Source organism: Bacteroides sp. 1_1_30 (genome assembly GCF_020982715.1).
Taxonomy (GTDB): Bacteria; Bacteroidota; Bacteroidia; order Bacteroidales; family Bacteroidaceae; genus Bacteroides; species Bacteroides xylanisolvens.
The window spans coordinates 17,351-42,006 of sequence record NZ_JAJKHN010000048.1 but is presented as its reverse complement, the minus strand read 5'-3'; the positions used below and the strand labels follow the sequence as shown (position 1 = coordinate 42,006).

The window sequence follows — 24,656 nt, the reverse complement described above, 5'->3', positions numbered from 1 at the left end:
TATGAAAAAATTACATAATATGAAAAAAATACATGTATTGATTTGCATGATAGCTCTTCTATCTGTAACTTCTTGTGTGAACCTCGATCTGAATCCTCCTTCAGCCGCATCCAGTGAAAACTGGTTCTCGTCACCGGAGGAAGTTCGAATCTCGTTGAACGATTTTTATCGCAGTACTTTCTTTGTTATAGAAGAAGGTTGGACGCTGGACCGTAATACGGATGACTGGGCGCAACGAACCAACATTTATACCATTGCGGCAGGTTCACTGAATGCGTCTTCTACAAGTAATCCTAACATCAAGACTGTTTGGAGTTACACGTATAAGAACATTAGTCGTGCCAACCGGATTTTGGAGGCACTCGACAAACTTGAAGGCAAATATTCCACCACTGAACTGAATACGCTTCGTGCCGAAGCCCGTTTTTTCAGGGCATTTGCTTATTCACGTTTGATTACTCTTTGGGGAGATGTTCCTTTCTACGTGACTTCGATTACTCCGGAGGAAGCATTTGAGATGGGGCGTACCGACAAAGCTGTCGTTCTGAAACAAATTTATGACGATTATGACTATGCCGCAGAAAATTTGCCGGTCGCAAATAATAATAGCGGCGCCACCCGTGTGGACAAAGGAACGGCTTATGCTTACAAGGCTCGTACCGCTCTCTATCAACACGACTATGGGACTGCTGCAAAGGCTGCGCAAGACTGTATGGATCTGGAAGTATATGACTTGGCCCCTGATTATGGAGAACTTTTCCGCGACAAGACAAGAGGAAGCAAAGAAGTTATCTTCTCTGTTGCTCACTCAAGCGACCTTGAGTTGGATGAAAACGGTAAACCTACTACACAGGCTATCGGTTCCTTTATTGCTCGTTCGGCAGGCGGTACACATAACGCACAACCTTCGTGGGAACTTCTTGCTGTCTACGAAATGACGAATGGCAAGACGATTGATGAACCGGGCAGCGGTTTTGATCCTCACGATCCATTTGCCAACCGCGATCCCCGTTGCCTGGAAACATTTGCAGCTCCCGGCAGCCGTATCTATGGTATTGAGTGGAATCCTGCGCCAAACGCACTCGAAATAATGGACTATACGCAAAATCGTATGATTACAAATAAAGATTCCAAAGGCGGTTCGGATGCTTCCAACTGTGCTTACAATGGTTGTTGCCTGCGCAAAGGCGCGCAAGAATCATGGCGTACTACTTTGTATAACGACAACCCCGTTATTCTTATGCGTTATGCCGATGTTTTGTTGATGTATGCCGAAGCTAAGATTGAACTGGGGGAGATTGACGCTACTGTCCTTGCTTGCATCAACGATGTCCGTGCCCGTGCTTATGGCACCACCCGTACACAAACCAACGACTATCCGTCCATCACGACAACCGATCAGACGGCATTGCGCAAAGTGCTTCGCCGTGAGCGTCGTGTGGAGTTTGCATGGGAAAATCTGCGCTATTTCGATTTGCTTCGTTGGCATCAGTTTGAAAATGCTTTCGGACACAATATGTACGGATTTACCCGTACAGCCAACAGGGCAAAGGAATACTTTGCGGCAGGCAACTGGTTTTGGCCGGAGACTCCGACATTTGACAAAGACGGATTTCCTTCTTTTGAAGCGATGGCCGACGGAACCTATATCGTCCAGCATGGTGAACGTAAGTATGATGAGAAGATTTATTTATGGCCATTGCCAAGTGATGATGTATTGATAATGAATGGAAAACTTGTTCAAAATCCAGGGTACTAACTTTATTAAATAAATGATATTATGAGCATTGGAGAGATTTTATTGCGCAGTCGCTATCAACCATTGAAAAGGGTGTTGAGCTATGATGTATTCAACACCGGCTTTAACGGCTGGATGACATTAATGCCTAACTTTACGGAATATCCCGATTTTGATGTTCCCAAGACATTGGTCAATAAAGACCAGTGGCCACCGGTCATGCTTAGTTCCGCTACTTTCAGGTATCCGGGCACTCACGGGGCAATGTCCGGCACTTACTCTCTTAAACTTTCGACAAGACCTGTTGCCGCTCCTTATACGGAGATTCCGGCGGAAGGTTGTCTGGGACATGCCATTAAGCGGCTTTCGTTCTCTCGTCCGGGCTGCAAATATTTGCAGATAGAATGTTGGTTTACATACACGGCGGAGCAGGATGTGGTGGATGGCGGTGACCGTCCGCAACCGGGTTTGCATGAGAGTTCCATCCGCGATTTTGGTATGGGATTCGATGTACAGGAGGGTGGAAAACGTTACCATGTAGGAATTCGCTATCTCAATGCAGTAGATGGCAAATTAATGCAGAAGTGGCAGTATGAACATTCCAATGAAGACATAACCGACCGCGATTGGGCTTATGGACTTGACGGAGACTGGTGTAAGAGGGGAGTCGATCCCTGGTGGTTCGGCCGCCGTTATCCTAATGGCGACCACGATGGATTTAAGGATTTGAAAGATGGTCATCAGAAACTCATTTACAATGAGACCGACTGTAAACTCAATTGGCAATACATGCGTCTGAAACTTGACACAGAGCTTCGTGAATATGTAGAGTTCCAATGTCAGGACAAAATTTGGGATATGCGTGGCATTGCAGCTGATACCGTTGACGGATATGGACGCATCGACAATCTTATCAATCCTCTTTTCTGGGTGGGTACTGATACCAATCGTCGTGTATTCTTTTATATAGATTCTGTTGTTGTTTCACAAGAATAAAAGGAGGAATGTAATATATGAAAATGTTTAATGATTCCCATCTTGAGGTAAAGAAGTTCTTTAAAGGCACTTTCTTCACTCATCCTTACGAGGCTGGTTGGGCAGATGAGGCTATATTCTTTGTTATGGTTGAGAAAATAGAAGGAGATCCCGTATTTGAAGGTCGTGTACAACTATCGCAAGACGGTATACATTGGGCTGACGACGGTAGTGAGCCTACAATCTTCAAAGGACTTGGCCAACATATTATAAAGGTAAATTCAAATTTTGGTAATTATATTCGTCTTGCCGTCAGCATTGAAGGCGGAGAGATGTTTTTAAATCTTCATATAGCATGCAAAGGTTAATATTTATATTTAGTCTGTTCATCCTTGCGATTGTAGGATGCAGCTCCAATGAGTCTCACTCATTTTTGATTCGTCCGGATGGAGGTGGGGAAGATGCTGCCACTGAAATAGAGGTAGGTAAAACGATTCCTGCCTGGCAGGAGGGTGTGATGGATATTCATTTCATCAATACGACTACCGGTGAAAGCATGTTTGTAATATTCCCGGATGGTACGCAAATGCTTATCGATGCCGCAAGTTCGAGTGTTACGACCAACTCTAATAGTAATACGACCAACACCGGGATCCGTAGTCGTTGGGATCCGACTCTGACTTCTACCCGTGGTTCACAGATTATAACTGATTACATTCGTAAGTGTATGGTATGGACAGGTAACAGTACGATTGATTATGCCGTACTTACCCACTTCCATAATGACCACTTCGGCGGTTATACTTCTTCCTTGCCGAAATCTTCCAACTCCGACACTTATTCGTTAATAGGTTTTGCCGAGATTTTCGACAATTTCAAGATTGGTACGCTTCTCGATCGTGGCTATCCCGATTATAACTATCCGTTTAATATGGCGACAATGGCAGACAATGCTCCAAGTTGTAATAACTATATCAATGCAGTGAAATGGCATGTCGCCAATCAAAAGTTCGATGCTGCGATATTCAAAGCAGGGGCGAATAATCAGATCGTTCAGAAGTATAATCCTGCAAAGTACCCTACTGCAAAGGTGCAAAATGTGGCAGTGAATGGAGAGATCTGGACAGGTTCGGGCACTACCACAAAGAAGACATTCCCTGAACTCTCGGAGATTTCATACGAAAACAGTAAGAACATTACCTCCAGTGACAATTGTCCGCCGGAGAATATAACCAGTTGTGTGATGAAAGTTTCGTATGGCAACTTTGACTTCTTTGCCGGTGGTGACCTTCAGTATAACGGACGTTCGAGTCATGCGTGGAAAGATGCCGAACTGCCCTGTGCAAAAGCAGTAGGTCAGGTGGAATTATTGAAAGCTAACCATCACGGTGTAACCAACACCAATCAGGTGGATGCTCTGAAAGCACTTAATCCACAAACGATTGTTGTCAATTCGTGGGTAGATTGTCATCCTCGTACCGATATACTGAATTCGATGGAGACAACACTCCCTGCGTGTGACATGTTTATCACTAACTTCTGGCAAGGCGATCGCCCCAGCGGAGTAGACGACCGGGTTACGGCGGAAGAGGCTGCGAGAGTAAAGGGATATGATGGACATATTGTAGTTCGTGTGACCGACGGGGGAAACAAATACAGAGTTGTGACAATCACAGATTCTGACGGGGCAATGACTGTTAAGACTATTTCCGGTCCATATACAAGCAGATAATGAATACAAAATATTATGATGTAATAGTAGCAGGTGCAGGTCCTGCCGGGATATGTGCGGCTGTAGCCGCCGCCCGGCAAGGAGCACGTGTTGCTCTTATCGAAAGATATGGAGTCATCGGAGGTAACCTGACCGCCGGGTATGTCGGCCCTATTCTCGGTAGTGTAAGCAAGAACACGATGCGCGATGAGGTTTGTGCTATTCTTGGCGTCGAAGACAATGACTGGATTGGCGAACATGGAAATGCTCACGATTTCGAAGAGGCAAAACTTACATTGGCAGAATTTGTCGCCAGGGAAAAGAACGTCGATGTCTTTTTGCAATGTTGTGTGTCGGATGTTATTCGTGACGGAAAGGTGGTAAAAGGCATTAAGTGTGCAAGTAACGAGGGGACGCTCTGTTTTGAAGCCGCGGTTACGATTGACTGTACCGGTGATGCCATAGTATCTTTTCTTGCCGGTGCAAAAATAGAAAAAGGACGTGCTGACGGACTCATGCAGCCTGTAACCCTTGAATACACCATTGACGGCGTAGATGAATCGAAAGGAATTATCTGTATTGGAGATGTAGACAATGTCCAATTGAATGGCGAGTGTTTTCTTGATTGGTGTAAAAAGAAAGCCGATGAGGGCAAACTTCCCCGGATGCTTGCTGCCGTGCGTTTGCATCCGTCGGTCAGCCCGGGTTGCCGTCAGGTAAATACGACACAAGTCAATAGGGTGGATATAACTTCGGTAAGCTCTATTTTCGCCGCCGATCTTGAACTTAGGCAACAGATACGCCTCCTGACTCAATTCTTGAAAGAAAATTTGCCGGGTTACGAAAACTGTAGAGTGATCGGAAGTGGTACAACAACCGGAGTGCGCGAAAGCCGCAGGGTGATGGGCGACTATGTGATCGATGCCGATGAGATGGCGGAAGGCTGCCGTTTTGCCGATGTGGTGGTACATAAAGCATTGTTCATTGTCGATATACATAATCCTGACGGAGCCGGACAGGCGGAACCAACCATCCAATATTGCAAACCATACGATTTGCCGTATCGTTGTTTTCTCCCGTTGGGCTTGGAAGGGCTTTTGGTGGCGGGACGGTGCATATCGGGTACTCACAGAGCTCACGCTTCCTATCGTGTCATGAGTATTTGCATGGCGATGGGAGAGGCAGTTGGTATTGCCGCTGCCATGAGTGCGTCGCAGCATTGTACTCCGCGGGCTCTCGATGTGGGAGAGTTGCAGAAACGGCTTGAGTCGTTAGGCGTAGAGCTGTTCGATTAACGTAGAACATAATCATACTTTAAATTTATAGAGCATACTTATGAAAAAGATATATTTGTCTGTCGTGTGCTTACTGATCTCTATTCCCCTTATCGCCCAGTTGTATGTAGAGCCGGAGAAAGAGGTAGAGTGCTCTGTCTTCCTGGCAAAGGAAGGACGGGGGCGGGCACAGCAAGGACTTGAAATATGGGATGATTACATATTCTCGTGCGAGGATGGAGGGCACGTGAATATCTATGATTTCAAAAGTGCCGATCCGAAACCTGTGGCAGGCTTTGAGTTGGCGTCCTCCCATCCGGACAACCATGTAAATAATGTATGCTTTGGCGTCGAGACAAAACGCGGAGCATCGTTTCCTCTCTTGTATATCACAAACGGGAAGGTAGGAAGCGAGTTGGAATGGTTGTGTTTTGTGGAGAGCATCACCCGTCGTGGAAAACGTTTTAGCAGCGAAATCGTACAGACAATTGAACTCGATGGCTCGAAGTGGGCGGAGAAAGGGTATGTCCCCATCTTTGGTGCGCCAAGCTGGCTGGTCGATCGGGAACGGGGATTTATATGGATATTCTCGGCGCGTAAACGTACTGTGGCGAAGGTGACAAAGCATGCATGGGAAAACCAGTATGTCGCCACCAAATTCCGCATACCGTCGTTGAGTGAGGGCGCAAAGGTGCGCCTCGACGAAAATGACATTCTCGATCAGGTGGTGTTCCCCTATGAGGTATGGTTCACACAAGCGGGCTGTATGCATGATGGTAAAATCTATTTCTGCTTCGGAGTTGGGAAACAGGATGACAGCCGTCCTTCCTGCATCCGGGTGTACGATACGGATAGGCGGACGATTACTGCCCGATACAATGTGCAGGAACAGGTTATTTACGAACCGGAAGATATTGTGGTTAAAGACGGGGTTATGTATGTCAATACCAATACGAATGCGAAAAAGACGTCTGATCTTCCTTGCATATTCAAACTCTCTCTTCCGAAAGAAAAGCCGGTGGCCGAAAATCCTCTCGACGAGATACGCAGGGATCCGGAACGTGCAGGCGGCGTGTATTATGTGACCGATCTTTCACATCCGGTTACGCCGGCGCCCAAAGGATATACGCCTTTCTATATAAACGGCTATTTTCGTCACGGAGCGCGTCAGATAGACGATGAGGTGACTTATCCTGCCATATACGGCGTATTGGAGAAAGCTCATGCCACAAACAACCTTACCGATTTTGGAAAAGCCCTGTACGAACGTCTTGAACCGTTCAAGAAGAATGTGTTTTACAAAGAAGGCGATCTGACACAAATCGGTTATCGTCAGACAAGGGAGATAGGCCGGAGGATGGTACAAAACTATCCGGAAGTATTTGAAGGCCATCCCTATTTGAAGACTAACGCAACGAATGTGCTTCGGGTGGCGGCCACCATGCAATCTGTAAATTCGGGCATTTTGTCACTGCGCCCCGGGCTTGAATGGGCGGAGATAGACAACTCCCGTTCGTTCCTTACCACACTGAATCCATACGGTAACGTATGTCCCGGCAGGAGTCCGCTTGATAAGTATATACTCGGTAAGGAAAACAGTTGGTATAAAAAATATCGTTCATATATAGATGAAAAGTTGGATGTGGATGCTTTTTTTACAAGACTGTTTATAGATGTTACACAAGTAGAAAGTGAATATGACAAGTACGACCTGATTCATCGCTTCTGGTTAATGGCATCGCTGATGCAATGCCTCGACCGCCAAGTGCCTATATGGGATATCTTTACAGAAGAGGAAATATTGGCTTGGGCGGAAATCGAGAACTATAAGTATTTTGCGCAGAAAGGTCCTGAACCGGTATCTCACGGGCGTAGTTGGGGACTTGCGTCCCGCACGTTACGCCATTTGTTAGACGAATCTGCCGAAGATCTGGTTCGCAAGCGTCATGGCATCAATCTCAACTTCGGACACGATGGCGTTCTGATGGCCATCTTGACAAATCTGCAAGCCGGAACGTGGGCGCGGGAGGCTGGTAATTCCAAAGAAGCGTTGCGGAGTTGGAAGTACTGGGATATTCCGATGGGTGCGAACCTTCAGATGATCTTTTACCAATCAGAAGGCAATCCGGACGTTTTAGTTAAGTTTATGCTGAATGAAAAAGACCTCCGGTTGCCGTTGGAAGCGGTTGAAGCATCTTATTACAAATGGAATGAGGTTTATAAATTCTATATAGAACATTGCGACAAGGTGGAAAAATCACTTGCCGAAACATTGAAATTATCGTATGAAGACTTTTAATTATAATCGTGCTGAAATAAAGGCCGGAATAGTACATTTCGGCGTTGGAAACTTCCATCGTGCACATCTCGAAGCTTACACAAATCTATTACTTGAAGATCCGTCACAAAGATGCTGGGGGGTATTTGGAGCCATGATTATGCCTACGGACGGGGTCTTGTTCAACGCCCTCAAGAAAGACGACGGCATATATCAGTTGACGACATGCAGCCCTTCCGGCGAACAGGATAGTATGCTGATTGGTTCGCTTATAGAACTGGCCTGGGGGGAAATAGACAGTGAGCCTATCATCGCTAAACTAGCATCGGAGGAGATAAAAATCATCTCTCTCACCATTACCGAAGGGGGATATAAGGTTGATTTTAACCAATCGCGCAGTGTGTTTTGGTATGTAGCCGAAGGACTTAAACGCCGGATGGAGAAAGATTTGCCGATTACGATTCTTTCGTGTGACAACATGCAGATGAACGGCAATGTCGCTAGATGTGCGTTTATGTCATACTTCGAAGCGAAATATCCCGAGGTGGCAGCGTGGGCGAAAAAGAAAGTGACGTTCCCGAATTCGATGGTAGATCGAATCACTCCCGTAACAAAACCGGGTAAGGTTACAGATGTGTGTTGTGAAGACTTTATACAATGGGTGATTGAAGATAATTTCATTGCAGGCCGTCCTGCATGGGAGAAGGTGGGAGTTACATTCACCCATGATGTGACCCCGTATGAAATCATGAAATTAAGTCTTCTCAATGCTTCACATACTCTTCTTTCTTATCCTGCCTATATGGAAGGATTCAGGAAGGTCGATGCTGTAATGGCAGACGAGAGGTATCGTGCAATGATAAAGCTGTTTATGAACAGGGACGTTACTCCTTATGTTCCGGTTCCCGAAGGCGTTGACCTTGAAGCGTATAAAGACCAGCTTATCGAACGATTTTCAAACAAGGCGATCAGCGATCAGGTATCACGGCTTTGCGGCGATGGCATTGCTAAGTTTGCGGTTTATGTGGTACCCATACTCAAACAGATGTTGCAGGATGGGAAGGATATTTCGATAGAGGCTTTCCTGATAGCTGTTTATTGCAAATACCTGATAGGTGCGCGCACCGAGTCCGGTGAAAATATAGCTATCTCCGAACCTCACATCACCCCAGCGGACAGGAAGTTGATTTCCGGAGGATCGCCGGCCGAGTTCTTGAAAATATCACCTTTTGTGTCATTGGGACTGGACAAATATCCTGTGTTTATGGAAAAGTATGAGCAGTTTTATGCTATGCAGGTAGCGGAAGGGTTGAAGGTCTTATTACAGTAAACAACTAAAAAATACAAGGCAATGAAGAAGTTTTTCATAACGGTTGTTCTGTCGCTTTCGTGCGTATTGTCGGTTTCGGCACAAAAACAGACGGAGGCGTCAACGCTTAACCTGATAGGTAAGCCGTTTGAATCGACTCCCAATCCGTATCATAGAGTCGATACATTGGTTTATAAAGGTTTTAACAGGACGGAGAATCGACAACTCCGTTGCTCTGCCGGTATGGCTGTGTTGTTTAAAACGAACACGCGTAATATACAGATTACGACAAAGTGGGGATATGTATATTCGAGCCATTCAACCATGCCGATCTCTTATAAAGGATATGATCTTTATATCAAAAATGCAGACGGTCAATGGCAGTATGCGGCAAGCGGTTCATTGAAAGCGTATAAGGGCGAGAAAACCGAGACATTCACGCTCATTGAGAATATGGATGGTACAATGCACGAATGTATGATGTATATGCCGATGTATTCGGAGGTCATTTCTTGTAAGATAGGGATAGATGACGATGCTGTTATCGAACCGTTGAAGTCCGATTTTCGTCACAGGATAGCGGTATATGGCTCTTCGTTTACGCAGGGAGTGAGCACGGATCGATCCGGTATGAGTTATCCCATGCAATTTATGCGTAATACAGGTCTTCAAGTCGTGTCGCTCGCAACAAGCGGACGTTGCCTGATGCAACCTTACATGCTCGACGTTCTTGCGGAAGTCAAGGCTGATGCCTTTATATTCGATACTTTTTCAAATCCTGACGCAGAACTGATAAGAGAGCGCCTGATGCCGTTTATCGATCGGCTTATAGCGGCACATCCGGCTATTCCGTTGATATTTCAGCGTACTATCTATCGTGAACGACGTTCATTCGATACAGTTCTTGATGCGAAAGAACGGGCTAAGGCGGCAACCGTAGAGGAGTTGTTTGCGAAAATCCTCACGAACCCGAAATATAAAGACGTTTATCTGATTACGCCTGATGCTTCCGATGCGCATGAGACATCGGTCGACGGAACTCATCCAAGTAGTTATGGATATGCACTTTGGGCGAAGTCAATAGAGACTCCGGTAATAGAAATTTTAAGTAAATATGGTATAAAATGAGACAAGCGGTATTAGTAGAACCAAAACATATTGAATTTCGTGAAGTTGAGGCGCCTAAGGCGTCGGACCTGAAAGAACATCAGGTGCTTCTGAATATTAAGAGAATTGGTATTTGTGGAAGTGAGATACATTCTTATCACGGATGTCATCCGGCAACTTTCTATCCGGTAGTTCAGGGGCATGAATATTCGGCAGTGGTAGTCGCTACGGGGGCGGCGGTTACGATCTGCAAGGTGGGTGACGTTGTCACCGCACGTCCGCAACTTGCGTGTGGGAAGTGCAAGCCTTGTCAGCGGGGAGAGTATAATATTTGTGAGGAGCTAAGAGTGCAAGCTTTTCAGGCAAATGGAGCTGCGCAAGACTTTTTTGTGGTTGATGATGACAGGATTGCGGTGTTGCCTGAAGGTATGTCACTTGATTATGGGGCTATGATAGAACCGGTGGCAGTGGCTGCGCATGCAACCATGCGTGGCGGGGATTTGAAAGGTAAGAATGTGGTTGTATCGGGTGCCGGAACGATCGGTAACCTCGTGGCGCAGTTCGCTAAGGCAAGAGGAGCCAAACGGGTCCTTATTACCGATGTAAGTGATTTCAGACTTGAAATCGCTCGTAAATGTGGTATAATAGATACGCTCAATGTAGCTAAGATGCCGCTGAAAGAAGGAGCGAAGAGGCTTTTCGGGGATGAAGATTTTCAAGCTGCGTTTGAGGTTGCCGGAGTTGAGTCGAGTATTCGTTCGCTTATGGAGTGTATCGAAAAAGGGAGTACCATCGTTGTAGTGGCGGTATTTGGCAAGGATCCGTCGCTTGATATGTTCTATTTGGGAGAGCACGAACTGAAGGTGAACGGAACGATGATGTATCGCCATGAAGATTATCTTACGGCTATCGATCAGGTAAGTTCGGGAGCTATCCGTCTCGAACCGCTTATTTCGAATCATTTTCTGTTCGAGCAGTATGACGAGGCATATAAATTTATAGACGAGAATGGTGCAACATCCATGAAAATAATTATTAAACTATAAAACCATGAAAATAATAGGTATAGGAGAAGTTGTTTGGGATTGCTTCCCGGAAGGTAAGAGACTCGGTGGAGCACCTATCAATTTCTGCTTTTTTGCGAAGGAATTGGGAGCAGAATCATATCCCGTTACGGCAATAGGTGACGACGAACTCGGTGATGAAACGTTTACAGTGCTTAAAGAGACCGGACTTGATTTAGGATATATTTCCCGTAATATTTTGCCGACAGGTAAAGTGCTTGTGTCGTTGAATGAGGCCGGTGTACCGCAATATGACATTGTTGAGAATGTTGCTTGGGATGCTATCGAGTGTAGTCCTGCGACCATGAAACTTGTCGGCGATGCAGATGCTGTTTGTTGGGGCTCTTTGGCACAGCGAAGCGAAAAGTCACGTGCTGCAATCTTGAGGCTCATAGATGCCGTGCCGGATACCTCTTTGAAGGTGTTCGATATTAATATCAGGCAACATTTTTATTCGACAGATTTGATTGTGGAATCCTTGCAAAAGGCAAATGTGCTCAAATTGAATGAAGACGAATTGCCATTATTGATCTCTCTCCTTTCTCTTTCGACTGATTTTGTGGAAGCTATCGCAGAACTCATTGCTCGGTTCTCGCTCAAATATGTTATATTCACACAGGGGGCAGTACGTAGTGGCATATACGATATGAGTGGGGAAGTGTCATCCATAAACACACCTAAAGTCGAGGTGGCCGATACTGTAGGTGCAGGCGACTCGTTTACTGCTACTTTTGTTGTGAACATACTTAGAGGGGCGTCGGTCGCTGAATCACACCGCAAAGCGGTAGATGTATCGGCATATACTTGTACACAAAGGGGGGCTATTAATCCGTTGCCGGATAGTAAAAAGTAATCTCTTTTGATTGCATTTTATAGATAACTCCAGTTAAATAGTTATTTTTGCAGAAATAACTGATTTTTACGAAATAAAGGAACCCATGTTGAAAATATTAATAACCTACGCCGTCCAAGGCGAATTTGTAGAGATTAAATGGCCGGATATAGAACCTTACTACGTTCGTACAGGCATTGGTAAAGTGAAATCAGCCTTTCATTTGGCAGAGGCAATCCGTCAGGTACAACCGGACTTGGTGCTCAATATCGGAAGTGCCGGAACAGTCAACCATCAGGTAGGAGATATTTTTGTATGTCGCAAGTTTGTAGACCGTGATATGCAGAAAATGAAAGAGTTCGGATTGGAGTGTGAAATCGATTCATCAGCTTTGCTCGAAGAAAAAGGTTATTGCACGCATTGGACGGAACATGGAATCTGTAATACGGGAGATGGCTTCCTCACCGAGTTGACTCACGTTAGCGGAGATGTTGTAGATATGGAAGCATACGCACAGGCATTTGTTTGCCGTTCAAAAGAAATACCGTTTATTTCCGTGAAATACGTGACTGATATTATTGGTCAGAACTCCGTGAAACATTGGGAAGATAAACTTGCCGATGCACGGCAGGGACTATCACACTATTTCAATGTCTTGAAAGAAAGAATATGATAAGTGACTCCTGCGGCTATCAATCCCAGGAGAATCTTTACCCATATAAAAGGTATTAGGAAGAAAATGCAATAAAGCATCGTTCCCCACATTAATACGAGAGAAATTATTTTGGCACGGAGAGGAATCGCCTTGTTTTCGCGGAAATTGCGGATATAAGGACCGAAGTGCCGATGATTGAGCAGCCAGTTATATAATCGGGGTGACCCTTTGAAATAAAGGGCGGCGGTGAGCAATAGAAAAGGGGTAGTGGGCAGTAACGGCAGAAAGATGCCGAGAATACCGAGCGCAAGGGAAATACTACCTAAAACAATATATAGAGTTTTCATGCGGCAAAGATAGTGCAAAAAAAGGGAAAAAATAACACTCTTTGCTGGATGAAAACTCTATTTTATATTACCTTTGCCGTTGCATCGAGGTGACATTAGATGCGTGTAACTATTAAAATACATACACTCATGTTTACAGTAATCAAACGCATGGAGATCTCGGCTTCTCATAAGCTGGTACTCCCGTATCGCAGTAAATGCGCCAGTTTACACGGTCACAACTGGATTATCACCGTCTATTGCCGTTCCGCACGGCTCAACTCCGAAGGAATGGTGGTAGATTTCACCCGCATCAAAGAAGTGGTCACGGAGAAACTCGACCATCAAAATCTGAATGAAGTACTTCCATTTAATCCCACAGCGGAGAATATCGCCCGGTGGGTATGCAAACAGATTCCTCAATGCTATAAAGTAGAAGTGCAGGAATCGGAAGGAAACATTGTCATCTACGAGAAAGATCCCGTCGGCGCAGAAGGACAAGAATAGCAAACCAAACAAATTTTGATGATGAGAAAGATTAATGAAATCTTTTACAGCTTGCAAGGCGAAGGCTACCATACCGGAACTCCGGCCATATTCGTCCGTTTTTCCGGCTGCAACTTGAAATGTGACTTTTGCGACACACAACACGAAGAAGGAAAAATGATGACCGACGATGAAATAATCGCCGAAGTGAAAAAATATCCTGCCGTCACCGTTGTCCTTACGGGCGGCGAACCTTCCTTATGGATAGACGATGAATTGATTGACCGTTTGCACCAAGCAGGCAAATATGTGACTATCGAAACCAACGGTACACGCCCCCTGCCGGCAGCTATCGACTGGGTGACCTGCTCCCCCAAACAAGGGGCGAAACTTGCTATCGACCGGATGGATGAAGTGAAAGTGGTCTATGAAGGACAAGATATAAGTATTTTTGAACTACTTCCGGCCGAACATTTTTTCCTCCAGCCTTGTTCTTGTAATAACACTGCTTCAACAGTGGACTGTGTAATGCGACATCCCAAATGGAGACTCAGCCTGCAAACACACAAATTAATCGACATCCGTTGAACAAAATAGACGGGTGATGCGGAAGAAGCTTAAATTATTACAAAATATAGTATGAAAGTAGGTTTGTTTATTCCTTGTTATATCAATGCTATTTACCCCAATGTGGGAGTGGCATCGTATAGACTATTGAAAAGTTTGGGAGTAGACGTCGATTATCCGTTGGATCAGACTTGTTGCGGACAACCGATGGCAAATGCCGGTTTTGAAGATGAATCGATGAAATTGGCACTCCGTTTTGACGATCTGTTTCGGGAATACGATTACATCGTCGGTCCTTCCGCCAGTTGTGTGGCATTTGTGAAAGAGAATCATCCGGGCATCTTGGAGAAAGAAGGACATGTTTGTCAGAGTGCGGGAAAGATTTATGATATTTGTGAGTTCATTCACGATGTCTTGAAACCTTCCAAAATTCCTGCACGCTTTCCTCATAAAGTCAGTATTCACAATAGCTGTCATGGGGTTCGCGAACTGTTGATTTCCGCTCCTACCGAACTGAACATCCCTTATTATAATAAATTGCGTGACCTGCTCAATCTGGTAGAAGGCATCGAAGTATTCGAGCCCAGCCATATTGACGAGTGTTGCGGCTTTGGCGGAATGTTTGCGGTGGAAGAGCAGGCAGTCTCCGTCTGCATGGGGCGTGATAAGGTAAAAGATCACATCGCTACCGGAGCCGAGTATATTGTCGGAGCGGACAGTTCTTGCCTGATGCACATGCAAGGTGTCATCAAACGGGAGCATCTGCCTATTCAGATTATCCATATTGTAGAAATTCTAGCGTCGCAATCATGAGTACAAAACATTCAAAGGCTGCCGAAAAGTTCTTGCAGGACAGCAAGATGGCAGCATGGCATAACGAAACCCTTTGGATGGTCCGTGCCAAAAGGGACAAGATGAGCAAGGAAGTTCCCGAATGGGAAGAGTTGCGCAATAAGGCTTGCGAGTTGAAACTATACTCCAACAGCCACCTCGAAGAACTTCTGCTGGAGTTTGAGAAGAATGCTACCGCCAACGGCGCCATCGTACATTGGGCAAAAGATGCCGATGAATACTGCGCCATCGTCTACGAAATACTGAATGAGCATAATGTCCACCATTTCATCAAGAGCAAATCTATGCTCGCCGAAGAGTGTGGATTGAATCCTTTCCTGATGGAGCGTGGCATCGATGTCGTAGAGTCCGATTTGGGCGAACGCATCCTGCAATTGATGCATCTCGAACCAAGCCACATCGTACTGCCCGCCATCCACATCAAACGGGAACAGGTAGGCGAACTATTCGAAAAGGAGATGGGCACGGAAAAGGGAAACTTTGACCCTACCTACCTGACTCATGCCGCACGTAAGAACCTGCGTCATCTCTTCCTCAATGCCGAAGCCGCCATGACAGGCGCCAACTTTGCCGTTGCTTCAACCGGTGACATTGTGGTCTGTACCAATGAAGGAAATGCCGATATGGGTACTTCCTACCCGAAACTGAACATTGCCGCTTTCGGTATGGAAAAGATCGTCCCGGATCTGGACGCATTGGGTGTGTTCACCCGATTACTCGCCCGTTCGGCCACCGGACAACCGGTGACAACATATACCTCTCATTACCGCCGTCCCCGCGAAGGCGGTGAATATCATATTATCATCGTAGACAACGGCCGGAGTGCCTTACTGTCCAAGCCCGATCATATCAAGACACTGAACTGTATTCGTTGCGGTGCGTGCATGAATACCTGCCCGGTGTACCGCCGGAGTGGAGGCTACTCTTATACGTACTTCATCCCCGGACCTATTGGCATCAACTTGGGTATGGCTCACGCTCCGGAGAAGTATTATGATAATCTTTCAGCCTGTTCTCTGTGTATGTCCTGTTCCGATGTCTGTCCGGTGAAAGTAGATTTGGCCGAACAGATTTACAAATGGCGTCAGGATTTGGACGGACTGGGGAAAGCCAATACGGGAAAGAAGATCATGTCCGGCGGTATGAAGTTCCTGATGGAGCGTCCGGCATTGTTCAACGCAGCCTTGTGGGCAGCCCCGGTGGTAAATGGCCTGCCTCGTTTCATGAAATACAACGATCTCGACGATTGGGGAAAGGGGCGTGAACTGCCGGAATTTGCCAGCGAGTCGTTCAATGAAATGTGGAAGAAAAACAAAGTACAGGGAAAGGAGGAATCCAAATGAGCAGCAGAGAAGATATATTAGCCAGCATCCGCCAGCATACGCAGACGCGTTATGATAAACCGGATATTGCGGATATGAAACGATTGTCATATCCTGATAAGATAGAACAGTTCTGTGCAATCAGCCGTGCAGTGGGTGGTACGGCAGTTGTATTGGGTGAAGGGGAAGATGTGAATACAGTCATAAGACGGACTTACCCGGATGCTATGCGCATTGCTTCCGTATTGCCGGATATTTCCTGCGCTACGTTCAATCCCGATAATTTGGATGATCCGAAAGAATTGGACGGCACAGATGTTGCCGTAGTGAAAGGAGAAATCGGAGTAGCCGAAAACGGAGCCATCTGGATACCGCAGACGGTGAAATATAAAGCGATCTATTTTATCTCGGAGAAGTTGGTTATTCTGCTCGATCGGAATAAAATTGTAGATACCATGTATGACGCCTACCGCGAACTGGACGGACAGGAATATCAGTTCGGAACGTTCATCTCCGGTCCGTCAAAGACTGCTGATATTGAGCAGGCTTTAGTGATGGGAGCGCATGGGGCACGGGACGTGTTAGTGATATTAACCTAATGTTTCCGTGTTGATTATTCTAAAATAAATTTGGTTTCAAAACAATGGAGTTTTATATTTGTTAGTACAAACGAAATGGAGACTCCGTTGACGCTTAAAAACAGAGGCTCTATTGATAAGAAATAGAGCCTTTGTTTCATATAAACAGAGCTTCCGTTTGATGTAAATAGAGGCTCTGTTTGGATAAAGTCCGGTTTCCATCGGATGTAATAGAGTCTTTGGGAGAATATAGTCGAATCTCCTTTGATGTAAATAGGATATCTGTTTCTGTTTGTCCATAGTAGATAAATGAATTTGTAGGATAAGAGTAGTAAAACGTTTAATTATAAATTATATGTATGCCAATAAAGTAAAGAAAATAGCCGCCGTCCATGACCTTTCGGGAATGGGGCGCGTATCTCTGACCGTCGTCATTCCTATTCTTTCATCCATGGGTTTTCAAGTCTGTCCGCTTCCTACGGCTGTGTTATCCAATCATACGCAATATCCCGGTTTCTCCTTCCTCGACCTGACGGACGAAATGCCGAAGATTATTGCCCAATGGAAGAAACTGGAGGTAGAGTTCGACGCTATCTATACCGGATACTTGGGTTCTCCGAGACAAATTCAGATTGTTTCTGATTTTATCAGGGACTTTCGTCGGCCGGACAGCCTGATCGTTGCCGATCCGGTGTTGGGAGATAACGGACGGTTGTATACCAACTTTGATGGAGAGATGATAAAAGAGATGCGCCATTTAATCACGAAAGCAGATGTGATTACCCCCAATCTGACGGAACTGTTTTATTTATTGGATAAACCCTATAAAGCAGATAACACGGATGAAGAGCTGAAAGAATATCTTCGTCTTTTGTCTGATAAAGGTCCGCAAGTGGTTATCATCACCAGTGTTCCTGTACATGATGAGCCTCATAAAACATCTGTCTATGCTTATAACCGTCAGGGAAACCGCTACTGGAAAGTGACCTGCCCTTATCTGCCTGCACATTATCCCGGCACGGGCGATACTTTTACAAGTGTCATCACCGGCTCTTTGATGCAGGGAGACAGTCTGCCGATGGCATTGGACCGTGCCACACAGTTTATCCTGCAAGGTATTCGTGCCACTTTCGGGTATGAATATGATAACCGCGAGGGTATTCTATTGGAGAAAGTGCTTCATAATTTGGATATGCCAATACAGATGGCTAGTTACGAACTGATTTAAGATAGGCTTTGTGTTGTTATTACTATGCCAATAGGTTGGCACAACAATGCCACCTTGTTTGCACATTTGTGCCACTGTGTTGGCACAAATGTGCCTTCTTATTGGTATTTATTAAGTTCAGAATCGTACTGTTACTCTTGCCGGGAGTTTTCCACTTGTCCACTTAGGTCCTTCTTTGACAAGCCGGATGGCTTCTTTATCAGCGAATTCACATAATCCATGAATAACAGTGATATTTTGTGGCTTTCCTTCTTCATCAACAAAGAAAGAAAGGACTACCTCCCCTTTAATATCTTTACAGTTATCATCCGTTGGACGAACGAGATTCTCTTTCAGGTATTTTTGATAGCTACGTTTACCGATGACAGGTTGCGGAGTAATCTCTTTCTTTGCCTGTTCCTTAACCGTCACAACATTTCCGGTAGTTGTTGACTTCTTATTTTTCTTAGCGCCGTATCCCACTACCACCACTTCATTGAGTGCCTGTTTGTTTTCGTTCATGGCAATGAGCATCGTCCGGTTGGTATCTATCCGGATTTCTACCGGATTATATCCGATATACTCCGCTGTCAATCGTTTCTTATCATCCTTTTTGACTAACGAAAATTCTCCATTCATATTTGTGATGGTTCCGATATTCGTTCCTTTATATGTCACACTGGCTCCGATAAGCGGTTCTCCTTTTTCGTCGGTCACCCTCCCTTTAATCATGTTCTTTTGAGGAAGGATAGTCGCTACCTTAGCCAACTTCATTTTCTTATCAGATTCAGATTCGAAAGTATCCATCGTTGCTATTACTTCTTGCAATGCGGCAGTCTCTTCCGACACTTCCTCCATCACCGGCATAGTTGCCACAGGCGGCGTACCTTGTTGTGGTTGGGAAGTCGCTTGGATTTTGGCAATCATATCTTTCTTATTCGCTTGTCTCGCAGTAATTTCGGAAACAGGAGTGGAATCTTCGGAAGCAGGAGTGGAATCCGTTTTTACCTTTGCGGTAGCCAATGCGATTTCCTTTTGTGGAGTTGCCGGAACTGTTGGAGTTGCAGGAATGGCCGGAGTGGGCGGAACTGCGGGTTCAGCCAACTTGGAGGAAACACTCTCTTTGGCAATGAACACTTCGTCCGTCATACTCTTTTTCAGGAACAGGAAATAACTGCTGATACCGAATCCGATAGCCAGACAGGCAGCGATGCTCCAGGTGATAGCACGGGTGTTCTTTTTCTTTGCCGAATGAGCTGAAACCTGCATCCGCAGTTTCTCGATCCGTTGTTCGTGATTTCCCTCCACTTGGCTGTAACCATCCATAGCATCGGCCAGGAAAGGGTCCTGCATCGACTCTCGTTCCAGTCGGTGTGCCTCTTTTCCTTTGCGGAGTCCTCGTATGTAGTCCAATAGTTTCATAGGGCTTGTTTCTTGATACAAATTTTTAAATTTCGCTTTCCGTTCTGGATATAGCTTTTCACATTGTTCAGAGTAAATCCGGTCTGTTCCACAATGTCGGCATACGACATCTCTTCCAGAAAGAAACGCGTAATACTGGTCCGTTGTTCTTCGGGCAACTTTTCGAGACAGTGATGTAATGCCTTCAGTTGTTCCTCCGAACTTTCCTCTTCACTTAATAGATGCAGAAATTCGTCAGATTCCATAATATTAACCGTATAATCTAACGGAATTTCTTTATTTTCCTTCCGTAAAAGTTGCAGGCAATGATTCTTCGCCACCCGGTAGAGCCATGGCTTGAAAACTTTTATCTCATAATTTCCCAGTTTAGGCAATAAATCTTCAAACAACTGCATGACTGCTTCCTGTGCCCGGTCTTCATCATGCAGGTATTTCAGGCAAAGTCCGTACAGTAACGGGATATATCGGTTGTATAATTCACCGAAATATTCTGTATCGCCGGACTGCGTATAGTGTATCAGTAATTCCTCGTCCGATAGTTTCGATATGTTTCTTTTGAAAAACAACATCTATTCCTCTTCTTCGTCGAAAACGACTTGATATTTTTCTTTCATTCTTTCAAAATCACCTGTTATCTGCTCCAATATTTCATGTGTATCCGTACTCTTTACCAAAGCAGGCATACCATAATAGATAGATGCTTTGTATGGCAACAGGATCATCTTTCCTTTGGGTAAAGAGCGTCCCATACCGGTCATGAATACAGGAATATATTTCACTTCAGGTCGTAGTGACAGGATACGGGCAATGCCGGATTTTATTTTTCCCATCTGCTCCGGCTTCCCTCTGGTTCCTTCCGGAAAAAGAATCAGTGAATACCCGGCATCGATGGCTTCAAGCATCTTACGGATCGGATCGTGCTCCGAATCTTTTTCCCCTTTTCTTCTGATAAGAAGCGTATTGATGAAAAAGTTGCTGATGGAAGCCTGAAAGCGGGTTTTCCCGAAATAGTCTTCTGCTGCCACGGGTTTGACTTTCCACAAAAGATCGCCGGGCAGGGAAGCCAACAGGCTTAGGGTGTCCAGGTGACTGTTATGGTTGGCAAGGATAATGAATTGCTTTTCTTTTTTAAGGAAGCGGCAATCGGTGAACTGAACCCCTACGATTAATTTCAGGAACCATTGGAAAACACCTTTATATATAATCTGCATGGCAGCAGCTTGCATGACTCTTTTTTCCATTCTCTCCGTTTAATATGCAATGTAATAAACTAAATGAAAAAATACAGGAGCAGTGTAGGACAGCGAATCTATCCGGTCGAATACTCCTCCATGACCGGGAATACTGTTCCCCATATCTTTAATTCCTTTATCTCTCTTGATAGCGGAGATGACCACGTCTCCCGAGAAGCCGGCAATCGCAAGGAGGGCGCTTACCAGAATAACGTTGGGAGCGGAGAGGGGAGTCAGGAAACCGAGGAAGTAACCAATGACAGTGGTACTGATGACACCGCCCAGGAAACCTTCCCATGTCTTGTTCGGACTTACTTTCGGAAGAATCTTATGCCGTCCGAGAAGTTTGCCCCAGATAAATTGCATGATATCATTGATTTCCGTAAGGAATACAAGGAACAACAGCAGACCCCGTCCTCCGGAACTGAATCCCGGTAGTTCGGGAAGCGACAGGAGATAAGCGAGGTGGCTGATACCGAATACCGAAAGCATCAAAATCCATTGCAACAGTGCCATCGACTTGGTGATTCCGTGTGTATCTCCTTTTAAAACGAGCCGTAAAGGCAATACGAGGAACATGACTACCGGAATGAAGATGATGAATGCTCCATACCAGGCAAGGTAAGCCAGATAATATTGAATGGGGATAGACAGTATGCCCCAAAACAGTGCTCCGCGATCTGCCTCTCTGAATCCCAATACAGAATAAAGTTCTCTGAAAGCAATGAAAGAGAGAAAGGCAAGGAAGAAATAAGAGATGTTATAGCTGATAAATACAGCACCGATAAACATACCCGCCATAATCCACCATGAGCGCGTGCGTGCGGCGAGTTCGCTGATATTTGTTTTCGGAGATATCTTTTTTACAAGGAAAAGAATAAGGCTTGCCGTAACAAGCAATCCGATGATAAGCGAGATGACAATAATCAGTTCATCGCTTAATGTAGGGAATATTTTATCCAGTAGATTTTTCATTTTATTTCAGTGTTTGTTGTGTGTGACATGAGGTACAGGCGATGTATCAGTGTCGCGATAAGACCGATGTTGATAATGATTAGAGCGATGAAGCATACCATCCGGTCGTATCCTGAATGGATGGTGCAGGTGGCGACTACAAAGGTCAGTGTCAGCAATGCCATGCGGTGTTGCTTGGCCATCGGACCATTGAAGAAATGCTGATGTGTTTTGTAGGCTCCTATCCAGCGGAAATAGGCTGTCATAACAGCAAGAAGGGCGCCCAGCCATCCCAATTCGACTCCGAATCCACCTGCTACATACCCGACGGGAATGATGAATAATGCATCGGCAAAACGGTCGGGCATATCGTTATAAAGATCTCCGTTGGCACTTTTCTTTCCTCCTTCAATGGCAACCATCCCATCGAACAGGTTGCAGAGCAACCGCGACTGCATACAAACGATGAACAGAATATAGGCTACATATTTATTGAAGCCGGGATAAATAACTGTGCCAATCAGCAGGAGGCAACCTACCATAGCGAAGAATACACTCATCATGGAAATTTGATTGGGAGTGACACCCCAACGAGTTAGTTTGCGGGCAATGTTATTAGCCCAGGCCGTGTTTCGCGAGGCTATTTCCCGCCTTCCGTCGACTTCGTTTTTCATATTTGTGATATGTTTATGATTCGCAAATATACACATCATCTGATGAGTGGCAAAGGAATAAGGGAGAATTTTGAAAGGACTCTTTTTTTCTGCCGGATAAAAAAAAGTTCAAGTCATTTATGGAATCAGTGTGAAATCTGCATCTCTATAGTAAAAGCGAACTATTAGTAACATTTTAAATAATGAAGTTATGAAAACAAATCAATTCAGAGCAATGATGCTCGTACTGCTGATGGCAGTTGTTTCTTTAGGTATGGTGAACGCGCAAGCTATTACCGTGTCGGGTACTGTGACGGATGCAAAGGATGGAACTCCGCTTGTTGGCTGTTCGGTACAGATAAAGGGTACTACGAAGGGTACGGTAACGAATATGAATGGCCGGTACACGATACAGGCTAAGAAAGGGGAAACGTTGTTGTTCCAGTATATCGGGTATAAGCAAGAGAGAAGGGTGGTAAAATCGGCCACGCTGGATGTGAAGATGAAAGCTGACGAACTGGTATTGGAAGAATGTGTGGTGGTAGGATACGGCCATGAGACAAGAGCTGCAAAAGTAATGTCTACTGCTTACAAGGCAGTATGTCCGACTCCGGGAATCATGTATGATGCTGTAAATGCGGAAGAATACGGAGAGTTTCAGGAGAACGGCTTCAAGAGTGTATCGGATGCTCCGCTTTCTACTTTCTCTATTGATGTAGATGCCGCTTCTTATAGTAATATGCGTCGTTTTATCAATAAAGGTGAACTGCCTCCGGTTGATGCCATCCGTACGGAAGAATTAGTGAACTACTTTTCTTATGATTATCCGAAGCCGACAGGAAGTGATCCTGTGAAAATTACGATGGAATCCGGAGCCTGTCCCTGGAACACAAACCATCGTCTTGTACGTATCGGCCTGAAAGCAAAAGAAATCCCGACGGATAATCTGCCTGCATCTAATCTGGTATTCCTGATTGATGTCTCCGGTTCTATGTGGGGAGCCAACCGGTTGGATTTGGTGAAGTCATCTCTCAAATTATTGGTAAATAACTTACGTGATAAAGATAAAGTAGCGATTGTGACTTATTCAGGTAGTGCCGGTGTGAAACTGGAAGCAACTCCGGGTAGCGACAAACAGAAGATTCGCGAAGCGATAGATGAATTAACGGCGGGTGGCTCTACGGCAGGTGGTGCAGGTATCTTGTTAGCGTATAAAATAGCCAAGAAGAATCTGATCTCTAACGGCAATAACCGTATCATACTTTGCTCCGATGGTGATTTTAATGTGGGCGTTTCTTCCGCTGAAGGATTGGAACAATTGATTGAAAAAGAGCGCAAGAGTGGAGTATTCCTTACCGTACTGGGTTATGGCATGGGTAATTATAAAGATAAGAAGATTCAGGTGTTGGCTGAAAAGGGAAATGGCAATCATGCTTATATAGATAACTTGCAGGAAGCCAACCGTGTTTTAGTAGGCGAATTCGGTGCTACATTGCATACGGTGGCGAAAGACGTCAAACTGCAAGTGGAATTTAATCCTTCCCAAGTGCAGGCCTATCGTCTGGTTGGTTACGAAAGTCGTCTGTTGAAAGATGAGGACTTTAATAATGATGCTAAAGATGCCGGAGATATGGGTGCGGGACATACAGTGACAGCCTTTTACGAAGTGATTCCTACGGGAGTAAAGAATGAATATGTAGGTAAAATAGACGACTTGAAATATCAGAAGAAAGAGAAAGTGTCCGTGAAGCCGACAGGCTCTAATGAACTCCTGACTGTGAAACTGCGTTATAAAGCTCCGGATAAAGATGTCAGCAAGAAAATGGAACTTCCTTTCGTAGATAATAAAGGAAATAATGTTTCTTCCGATTTCCGCTTTGCTTCTGCAGTGGCTATGTTCGGACAGTTACTTCGGGAGTCTGACTTTAAAGGAAATGCCAGTTACGACAAAGTGATTGATCTGGCTAAACAGGGACTGAATAACGATGATAAAGGATATAGAAGAGAATTCATTCGTTTGGTTGAGGCTGCTAAAGGATTGGAAAGAACAAATAAGAACTAGGAAAGCAAACAGGAGTCATTGGAAATGTACATCATATTATTATGCGTAATAT

The 24,656-nt window shown here is 45.1% G+C and carries 24 protein-coding genes; 18 read left to right on the top strand and 6 right to left on the bottom strand.

The genetic code is table 11. From position 1 onward, the window contains the following. Window positions 1–19 precede the first annotated feature (19 nt). The 11 genes from LPH68_RS15195 to LPH68_RS15145 all read left to right on the top strand — a co-directional run bounded on the left by LPH68_RS15195 (window position 20) and on the right by LPH68_RS15145 (window position 12,961). On the top strand, window positions 20–1,759 hold the full coding sequence (locus LPH68_RS15195; protein WP_151923158.1) for a RagB/SusD family nutrient uptake outer membrane protein: 1,740 nt from the start codon (window positions 20–22) through the stop codon (window positions 1,757–1,759). Between the two features lie 21 nt (window positions 1,760–1,780). Continuing rightward, window positions 1,781–2,734: a DUF6772 family protein gene (locus LPH68_RS15190; RefSeq protein ID WP_004304775.1), complete on the top strand. Its 954-nt coding sequence runs from the start codon at window positions 1,781–1,783 to the stop codon at window positions 2,732–2,734. Window positions 2,735–2,751: 17 nt separating this feature from the next. Beyond that, a complete protein-coding gene (locus tag LPH68_RS15185) occupies window positions 2,752–3,081 on the top strand; it encodes a hypothetical protein (RefSeq protein WP_117513547.1) in 330 nt (109 codons plus the stop codon). After that, a complete protein-coding gene (locus LPH68_RS15180; RefSeq protein ID WP_151923159.1) occupies window positions 3,069–4,445 on the top strand; it encodes a ComEC/Rec2 family competence protein in 1,377 nt (458 codons plus the stop codon). The genes LPH68_RS15185 and LPH68_RS15180 overlap by 13 nt, the downstream gene beginning before the upstream one ends. Beyond that, window positions 4,445–5,719, top strand: a complete 1,275-nt coding sequence (locus tag LPH68_RS15175; protein WP_151923160.1) for an FAD-dependent oxidoreductase — start codon at window positions 4,445–4,447, stop codon at window positions 5,717–5,719. Before LPH68_RS15180 ends, LPH68_RS15175 begins: the two co-directional genes overlap by 1 nt. Before the next feature lie 40 nt (window positions 5,720–5,759). Beyond that, complete coding sequence (locus LPH68_RS15170) at window positions 5,760–7,997, top strand: histidine phosphatase family protein (protein ID WP_151923161.1); 2,238 nt, start codon at window positions 5,760–5,762, stop codon at window positions 7,995–7,997. Continuing rightward, window positions 7,984–9,306, top strand: coding sequence for a mannitol dehydrogenase family protein (locus LPH68_RS15165; RefSeq protein ID WP_151923162.1), 1,323 nt, complete (start codon window positions 7,984–7,986; stop codon window positions 9,304–9,306). Before LPH68_RS15170 ends, LPH68_RS15165 begins: the two co-directional genes overlap by 14 nt. Window positions 9,307–9,327: 21 nt before the next feature. Then, window positions 9,328–10,413, top strand: a complete 1,086-nt coding sequence (locus tag LPH68_RS15160; RefSeq protein ID WP_149946747.1) for an SGNH/GDSL hydrolase family protein — start codon at window positions 9,328–9,330, stop codon at window positions 10,411–10,413. Continuing rightward, complete coding sequence (locus LPH68_RS15155) at window positions 10,410–11,438, top strand: zinc-binding dehydrogenase (protein ID WP_151923163.1); 1,029 nt, start codon at window positions 10,410–10,412, stop codon at window positions 11,436–11,438. The genes LPH68_RS15160 and LPH68_RS15155 overlap by 4 nt, the downstream gene beginning before the upstream one ends. A 4-nt stretch (window positions 11,439–11,442) precedes the next feature. Beyond that, window positions 11,443–12,309: a carbohydrate kinase gene (locus LPH68_RS15150; RefSeq protein WP_151923164.1), complete on the top strand. Its 867-nt coding sequence runs from the start codon at window positions 11,443–11,445 to the stop codon at window positions 12,307–12,309. A gap of 85 nt (window positions 12,310–12,394) precedes the next feature. Continuing rightward, the gene (locus LPH68_RS15145; RefSeq protein WP_118408606.1) at window positions 12,395–12,961 is read left to right on the top strand and encodes a nucleosidase; all 567 of its coding nucleotides are present in this window, start codon (window positions 12,395–12,397) and stop codon (window positions 12,959–12,961) included. Here the strand turns inward: LPH68_RS15145 and LPH68_RS15140 are convergent. Continuing rightward, the gene (locus LPH68_RS15140; RefSeq protein ID WP_004304786.1) at window positions 12,931–13,290 is read right to left on the bottom strand and encodes a YbaN family protein; all 360 of its coding nucleotides are present in this window, start codon (window positions 13,288–13,290) and stop codon (window positions 12,931–12,933) included. The genes LPH68_RS15145 and LPH68_RS15140 overlap by 31 nt on opposite strands. Window positions 13,291–13,419: 129 nt before the next feature. Here LPH68_RS15140 and LPH68_RS15135 point away from each other — a divergent pair, with 129 nt between their 5' ends. From LPH68_RS15135 to LPH68_RS15110, 6 genes are all read left to right on the top strand, one after another. After that, on the top strand, window positions 13,420–13,776 hold the full coding sequence (locus LPH68_RS15135) for a 6-carboxytetrahydropterin synthase (RefSeq protein ID WP_004304787.1): 357 nt from the start codon (window positions 13,420–13,422) through the stop codon (window positions 13,774–13,776). Between the two features lie 21 nt (window positions 13,777–13,797). Then, the gene (locus LPH68_RS15130; protein WP_004320698.1) at window positions 13,798–14,343 is read left to right on the top strand and encodes a radical SAM protein; all 546 of its coding nucleotides are present in this window, start codon (window positions 13,798–13,800) and stop codon (window positions 14,341–14,343) included. A 51-nt stretch (window positions 14,344–14,394) separates the two neighbouring features. Then, entirely contained in the window at window positions 14,395–15,135 is a 741-nt protein-coding gene (locus tag LPH68_RS15125) for a (Fe-S)-binding protein (RefSeq protein ID WP_004304789.1), read from the top strand. Next, window positions 15,132–16,517 (top strand): lactate utilization protein B, encoded by a 1,386-nt coding sequence (locus LPH68_RS15120; protein WP_004304790.1) that lies wholly within the window; start codon window positions 15,132–15,134, stop codon window positions 16,515–16,517. Before LPH68_RS15125 ends, LPH68_RS15120 begins: the two co-directional genes overlap by 4 nt. Continuing rightward, window positions 16,514–17,095 (top strand): LUD domain-containing protein, encoded by a 582-nt coding sequence (locus tag LPH68_RS15115; protein WP_008021058.1) that lies wholly within the window; start codon window positions 16,514–16,516, stop codon window positions 17,093–17,095. The genes LPH68_RS15120 and LPH68_RS15115 overlap by 4 nt, the downstream gene beginning before the upstream one ends. 334 nt (window positions 17,096–17,429) lie before the next feature. Next, window positions 17,430–18,302 (top strand): pyridoxamine kinase, encoded by an 873-nt coding sequence (locus tag LPH68_RS15110; protein ID WP_004304792.1) that lies wholly within the window; start codon window positions 17,430–17,432, stop codon window positions 18,300–18,302. A gap of 117 nt (window positions 18,303–18,419) precedes the next feature. Here LPH68_RS15110 and LPH68_RS15105 read toward each other — a convergent pair whose 3' ends face one another. The 5 genes from LPH68_RS15105 to LPH68_RS15085 are packed head-to-tail and all read right to left on the bottom strand — an operon-like array spanning window position 18,420 to window position 22,563. Then, window positions 18,420–19,703, bottom strand: coding sequence for an energy transducer TonB (locus LPH68_RS15105; RefSeq protein WP_049703255.1), 1,284 nt, complete (start codon window positions 19,701–19,703; stop codon window positions 18,420–18,422). Then, window positions 19,700–20,272 carry an RNA polymerase sigma factor gene (locus tag LPH68_RS15100; RefSeq protein ID WP_074909510.1) on the bottom strand — a complete coding sequence of 191 codons (573 nt, stop codon included), beginning with the start codon at window positions 20,270–20,272 and terminating at the stop codon, window positions 19,700–19,702. The genes LPH68_RS15105 and LPH68_RS15100 overlap by 4 nt, the downstream gene beginning before the upstream one ends. After that, window positions 20,273–20,929 (bottom strand): lysophospholipid acyltransferase family protein, encoded by a 657-nt coding sequence (locus LPH68_RS15095; RefSeq protein ID WP_074909513.1) that lies wholly within the window; start codon window positions 20,927–20,929, stop codon window positions 20,273–20,275. A 24-nt stretch (window positions 20,930–20,953) separates the two neighbouring features. Next, entirely contained in the window at window positions 20,954–21,910 is a 957-nt protein-coding gene (locus LPH68_RS15090) for a phosphatidate cytidylyltransferase (RefSeq protein ID WP_008016953.1), read from the bottom strand. Beyond that, entirely contained in the window at window positions 21,907–22,563 is a 657-nt protein-coding gene (locus LPH68_RS15085; RefSeq protein WP_004325081.1) for a CDP-alcohol phosphatidyltransferase family protein, read from the bottom strand. The genes LPH68_RS15090 and LPH68_RS15085 overlap by 4 nt, the downstream gene beginning before the upstream one ends. Window positions 22,564–22,753: 190 nt before the next feature. Between LPH68_RS15085 and LPH68_RS15080 the strand changes: the two genes are divergently transcribed. Further along, a complete protein-coding gene (locus LPH68_RS15080) occupies window positions 22,754–24,604 on the top strand; it encodes a VWA domain-containing protein (RefSeq protein WP_151923165.1) in 1,851 nt (616 codons plus the stop codon). The last annotated feature ends 52 nt before the right edge of the window (window positions 24,605–24,656 follow it).

What these genes read in the sequence shown, in the direction of transcription:
- LPH68_RS15195 (WP_151923158.1), top strand. Translation starts at nt 20, where the DNA reads ATGAAAAAAATACATGTATTGATTTGCATGATAGCTCTTCTATCTGTA.
- LPH68_RS15190 (WP_004304775.1), top strand. Translation starts at nt 1,781, where the DNA reads ATGAGCATTGGAGAGATTTTATTGCGCAGTCGCTATCAACCATTGAAA.
- LPH68_RS15185 (WP_117513547.1), top strand. Translation starts at nt 2,752, where the DNA reads ATGAAAATGTTTAATGATTCCCATCTTGAGGTAAAGAAGTTCTTTAAA.
- LPH68_RS15180 (WP_151923159.1), top strand. Translation starts at nt 3,069, where the DNA reads ATGCAAAGGTTAATATTTATATTTAGTCTGTTCATCCTTGCGATTGTA.
- LPH68_RS15175 (WP_151923160.1), top strand. Translation starts at nt 4,445, where the DNA reads ATGAATACAAAATATTATGATGTAATAGTAGCAGGTGCAGGTCCTGCC.
- LPH68_RS15170 (WP_151923161.1), top strand. Translation starts at nt 5,760, where the DNA reads ATGAAAAAGATATATTTGTCTGTCGTGTGCTTACTGATCTCTATTCCC.
- LPH68_RS15165 (WP_151923162.1), top strand. Translation starts at nt 7,984, where the DNA reads ATGAAGACTTTTAATTATAATCGTGCTGAAATAAAGGCCGGAATAGTA.
- LPH68_RS15160 (WP_149946747.1), top strand. Translation starts at nt 9,328, where the DNA reads ATGAAGAAGTTTTTCATAACGGTTGTTCTGTCGCTTTCGTGCGTATTG.
- LPH68_RS15155 (WP_151923163.1), top strand. Translation starts at nt 10,410, where the DNA reads ATGAGACAAGCGGTATTAGTAGAACCAAAACATATTGAATTTCGTGAA.
- LPH68_RS15150 (WP_151923164.1), top strand. Translation starts at nt 11,443, where the DNA reads ATGAAAATAATAGGTATAGGAGAAGTTGTTTGGGATTGCTTCCCGGAA.
- LPH68_RS15145 (WP_118408606.1), top strand. Translation starts at nt 12,395, where the DNA reads ATGTTGAAAATATTAATAACCTACGCCGTCCAAGGCGAATTTGTAGAG.
- LPH68_RS15140 (WP_004304786.1), bottom strand. Translation starts at nt 13,290, where the DNA reads ATGAAAACTCTATATATTGTTTTAGGTAGTATTTCCCTTGCGCTCGGT.
- LPH68_RS15135 (WP_004304787.1), top strand. Translation starts at nt 13,420, where the DNA reads ATGTTTACAGTAATCAAACGCATGGAGATCTCGGCTTCTCATAAGCTG.
- LPH68_RS15130 (WP_004320698.1), top strand. Translation starts at nt 13,798, where the DNA reads ATGAGAAAGATTAATGAAATCTTTTACAGCTTGCAAGGCGAAGGCTAC.
- LPH68_RS15125 (WP_004304789.1), top strand. Translation starts at nt 14,395, where the DNA reads ATGAAAGTAGGTTTGTTTATTCCTTGTTATATCAATGCTATTTACCCC.
- LPH68_RS15120 (WP_004304790.1), top strand. Translation starts at nt 15,132, where the DNA reads ATGAGTACAAAACATTCAAAGGCTGCCGAAAAGTTCTTGCAGGACAGC.
- LPH68_RS15115 (WP_008021058.1), top strand. Translation starts at nt 16,514, where the DNA reads ATGAGCAGCAGAGAAGATATATTAGCCAGCATCCGCCAGCATACGCAG.
- LPH68_RS15110 (WP_004304792.1), top strand. Translation starts at nt 17,430, where the DNA reads ATGTATGCCAATAAAGTAAAGAAAATAGCCGCCGTCCATGACCTTTCG.
- LPH68_RS15105 (WP_049703255.1), bottom strand. Translation starts at nt 19,703, where the DNA reads ATGAAACTATTGGACTACATACGAGGACTCCGCAAAGGAAAAGAGGCA.
- LPH68_RS15100 (WP_074909510.1), bottom strand. Translation starts at nt 20,272, where the DNA reads ATGTTGTTTTTCAAAAGAAACATATCGAAACTATCGGACGAGGAATTA.
- LPH68_RS15095 (WP_074909513.1), bottom strand. Translation starts at nt 20,929, where the DNA reads ATGCAAGCTGCTGCCATGCAGATTATATATAAAGGTGTTTTCCAATGG.
- LPH68_RS15090 (WP_008016953.1), bottom strand. Translation starts at nt 21,910, where the DNA reads ATGAAAAATCTACTGGATAAAATATTCCCTACATTAAGCGATGAACTG.
- LPH68_RS15085 (WP_004325081.1), bottom strand. Translation starts at nt 22,563, where the DNA reads ATGAAAAACGAAGTCGACGGAAGGCGGGAAATAGCCTCGCGAAACACG.
- LPH68_RS15080 (WP_151923165.1), top strand. Translation starts at nt 22,754, where the DNA reads ATGAAAACAAATCAATTCAGAGCAATGATGCTCGTACTGCTGATGGCA.